At 64.2% G+C, this 3,423-nt stretch carries 6 protein-coding genes; all 6 read right to left on the minus strand.

The annotated features are described in order from the left end of the window. Nucleotides 1–269: DUF3375 family protein (locus Q8K05_RS00955; protein WP_305244681.1), on the minus strand; the 269-nt coding region annotated here is incomplete at its 3' end. 148 nt (nt 270–417) lie between these two features. After that, nucleotides 418–1,107, minus strand: coding sequence for a 5,6-dimethylbenzimidazole synthase (gene bluB, locus Q8K05_RS00960; protein WP_305244682.1), 690 nt, complete (start codon nt 1,105–1,107; stop codon nt 418–420). A gap of 2 nt (nt 1,108–1,109) precedes the next feature. Continuing rightward, nucleotides 1,110–1,691 carry a cob(I)yrinic acid a,c-diamide adenosyltransferase gene (gene cobO, locus Q8K05_RS00965; RefSeq protein WP_305244683.1) on the minus strand — a complete coding sequence of 194 codons (582 nt, stop codon included), beginning with the start codon at nt 1,689–1,691 and terminating at the stop codon, nt 1,110–1,112. Beyond that, nucleotides 1,681–2,457, minus strand: a complete 777-nt coding sequence (gene cobA, locus Q8K05_RS00970) for a uroporphyrinogen-III C-methyltransferase (RefSeq protein WP_305244684.1) — start codon at nt 2,455–2,457, stop codon at nt 1,681–1,683. Before cobA ends, cobO begins: the two co-directional genes overlap by 11 nt. Next, on the minus strand, nt 2,447–2,797 hold the full coding sequence (locus tag Q8K05_RS00975; RefSeq protein WP_305244685.1) for a ferredoxin: 351 nt from the start codon (nt 2,795–2,797) through the stop codon (nt 2,447–2,449). Before Q8K05_RS00975 ends, cobA begins: the two co-directional genes overlap by 11 nt. Further along, on the minus strand, nt 2,794–3,423 hold a 630-nt coding region (locus Q8K05_RS00980), incomplete at its 5' end, for a precorrin-3B C(17)-methyltransferase (RefSeq protein WP_305244686.1). The genes Q8K05_RS00975 and Q8K05_RS00980, both read right to left, overlap by 4 nt.

Here is a 3,423-nt window from a genome sequence, read left to right on the forward strand (position 1 = left end):
CGCAGCCAGCCCTTTTCGTTGGCGGCCCAGTCGTTCAGATAGTCCGGCGCCGACTTGGGGAACACCTGATTACCCAGGCGCTCGCGCAAGCCAAACAAGGTGTCTTCCAGCGCCTCGGCCAGATCGGATTGCGCCATGACCCTGACGTTCGGCACGATGAAGGCGCGGTGCAAAAAGCTGCCAATCAGCGGCGCATGCTCCGCCGCCAGCAAACGCCAGGCGGGGTGTTGGCGGCGCAGCGTGTCGAGGGTGGTGTAGTCGAGGTTCATGCCGGGCTCCAACGTGCCTGGAACTTGTCCATCAATAACTTGGAGCCGCGCAAACGGATTGTCAGAACCAAGCCCGGGATAAGCTGAACAAGGGTATCTGAAAAAGGCATGAGTCTACTTTCGGCAAATGAATGCTTGAAGGCCTGAATCAGGGCAAGACCTCGGCAGGCCCGGGCTGCAGGCCCCAGCGGTCTTCAAACACCATGTCAGACAGCGCGGCGCGACTGGCCCAGTGTTCGGTCTGCAGCATGGGCTGATCGTAAAACGCCTCGACCGGCCCCAGACACAGGACAGCGATCGGCTTGCTGCCCTCGGGCATTTGCAGCAGCTGGGCGAGCTGCACCGGGCTGAAAATCGACACCCAGCCCATCCCCAGCCCCTCGGCGCGCGCGGCCAGCCAGAGGTTTTGAATGGCGCAGGCGGCTGAGGCCAAGTCCATCTCGGGCAGGGTGCGGCGGCCGAACACGTGCGCCTCGCGCCCCGGCGGCAGGGCCACCACCAGCACCTCGGCGGCATCAAGCACGCCCTGCACCTTGAGCTTCATGAACTCGTCTTCGCGTTCCTTCAAGGCCCGTGCCGTCAGGATGCGCTCCTGCTCCACCAGCGCATGAATCGCTTCGCGCAGCGCGGGCTTGCGCACGCGGATAAAGCGCCAGGGCTGCATGAAGCCCACGCTGGGCGCGTGATGGGCCGCGCTGAGCAGCCGCTGCAGCACATCGTCGGCCACACTTCCGCCGCTGAAATGCCGCATGTCGCGCCGCTCGTAAATCGCGCGGTACACGCCGCGCCGCTCTTCATCGCTGAAAGCGTGCCGGGGATCAGCAGGCGTGGCGTTCATGCTCAGTCCTCAATGCCGCGCTGGGCCGGGATGCCGGCGTTAAACGCGTGCTTGATTTTGGTCATCTCGGTCACGGTATCGGCCAGCTCGATGATCTCGGGCGGACAGCGCCGGCCGGTGATGACCACATGCACGTCTTTCGGACGATCACGCAGCGTCTGCAGCACATCCTCGAGCGGCATCCAGCCGTAGATCAGCGGGTAGGTCAGCTCGTCGAGCACGACCATGAAATTCTCGCCGCTCAAAATAGCGGCCTTGGCCTTTTCCCAGCCATTGCGCGCCAGCTGGGCCGAATGCTCCAGGTCCTGGCTCTTCCAGCTGAAGCCGTCGCCGAGTCCTTCGATCGGAATGCCGAGCTGCTCGAACATGCGGTGCTCTCCAAAACGGGCGCTGGGCACTTTCATGAACTGGAAAATCTTGACGGTTTTGCCGTGCACATGGTGGCGGCCGTGGGCGCGCAGGGCCAAGCCAAAGGCCGCCGGGCTTTTGCCCTTGCCGTCGCCGGTGTTGACGATGAGCAGGCCCCGGCGTTCGCCCTCGGGCTTGTCGTAGGGTTTGTCGACGGGGGGAGTTTCAATTTGCATGGGTCGTCACTGAAGGGTTGAAGTCGGGGCTGAGTTGTACCGTCTCGCCAATGATGAGCAAGCCGGGCTGGGGGCCATAAGCCGGTGCGCGCGCCACCAAATCACGCAGTCCGGTGGCGATAACGCTCTGGCTGGAACGGGTGCCGTCGCGCACGATGGCCGCTGGGGTATCGGGCGCCAGGCCGTGGGTGATGAGCTGATGGGCAATCTGAGCCAAACGGTGTACGCCCATGTAAAAAACACGGGTCTGGCCTGGCCGCGCCAAAGCCTGCCAGTCGTGCGAGGCATCGTCATCGGCCAGGTGACCGGGCAGAAAAACACAGATGCCCGCCAGATCGCGGTGGGTTAACGGAATACCCGCCGCCGCCGCGCATCCACTGGCCGCCGTCACGCCCGGCACGACCTCAAAGGCAATGGCAGCGGCCTGCAAGGCCTGCACCTCTTCGCCCCCGCGTCCAAACACATAGGGGTCACCGCCCTTGAGGCGAACCACGCGTCGCCCCAGGCGCGCATGCTGAACCAGCAGCGCATGGATGCCTTCTTGCGGCACCGAGTGATTGCCCAGCGCCTTGCCCACATACACACGCTGCGCGGCCTCGGGTATCAGCGCCAGCACCTCTGCCGTGATCAGGCGATCGTGCACCACCACCTCGGCCCGCTGAAGCCGGTCGAGTGCCCGCAGGGTCATCAAATCAATCGGGCCCGGGCCTGCACCCACGATGGACACAAACCCGCTGCTGGTTTGCCCCTGTGCCTCAGGCGCCATCGCAGCCACCCGGTCCCTGGTGAAACACCAGATCAGCCACCGGCGCACCGCCCACCAGGTGCTGCTCGATGATGCGGTCCATATTGGCGGGGGTGACGTTGTAGTACCAGGTGCCGTCGGGCTGCACGCACATCACAGGCCCGCCCTTGCAGGCTGCAAAACAACTGACGCGGCTGCGCTTGACGCGCAGATCACCCTCATGCACGCCGGCGGCCTTGAACTTGTCGCCCAGGCTGTCGAACAGTTCCTGGGCCGCCCCGTCCTGTGTGCAGCGCGGGCCAGTGCAAATCAGGATGTGGCGTTTGTAGCTGCCGATTTTGGGCTTGGCGACCTCGCTCATTCTTCGGACTCATCCGCAGTAACGGCTTCATCCTCTACGGGTGCGTTTAACACCATTTCGATGTAGTCCGCAGGCAAGCTGTGACGCTGTGCCAGCGCGGCAATGCTCTCGCCCTCGGCGTGGTCGATGCGGAGGTTTTCCGTCCAGCCTAGCAGACCGGTGGACAGCGAACGCCCGCGTTTTTCGCCTGCATGGGCGCTGCCGTCGCCGTCCAGCGCGTATTTGTTGGCGTAGCCGCGCGGCGTGACCATCAGGCCATGGCGCACAAAGGTGTGGCTGTTGCCAATCAGCACCGTGCTCAACATGCCGATATCGCACTCGCTCATCTTGTCCAGCGTGGTGAACTCAATGTGCTCGCGGCGCCGGTAAGCCGACTTGACCACCACCACCGGGGTGTCAGGGCGGCGATGGCGCAAAAACAACTGTTGCGCTTGCACGATCTGCTGGGTGCGCCGACCGCTTTTGGGGTTGTACAGCGCGACCACAAAGTCAGCAGCGGCCACGGCGTCCAGGCGACGCGCAATCACCGGCCAGGGCGTCAGCAGGTCAGACAGAGAGATCGAGCAAAAGTCGTGCGTGAGGGGCGCACCCACCAGCGCCGCGCAGGCGTTGATGGCCGAGGCACC

The organism is Polaromonas sp. (genome assembly GCF_030682935.1).
Lineage (GTDB): Bacteria > Pseudomonadota > Gammaproteobacteria > Burkholderiales > Burkholderiaceae_C > Polaromonas.

Excerpts from the sequence above, each read along its gene's own strand:
- cobO (WP_305244683.1), bottom strand. The coding sequence starts at position 1,691 with ATGCAAATTGAAACTCCCCCCGTCGACAAACCCTACGACAAGCCCGAG.
- bluB (WP_305244682.1), bottom strand. The coding sequence starts at position 1,107 with ATGAACGCCACGCCTGCTGATCCCCGGCACGCTTTCAGCGATGAAGAG.
- Q8K05_RS00975 (WP_305244685.1), bottom strand. The coding sequence starts at position 2,797 with ATGAGCGAGGTCGCCAAGCCCAAAATCGGCAGCTACAAACGCCACATC.
- cobA (WP_305244684.1), bottom strand. The coding sequence starts at position 2,457 with ATGGCGCCTGAGGCACAGGGGCAAACCAGCAGCGGGTTTGTGTCCATC.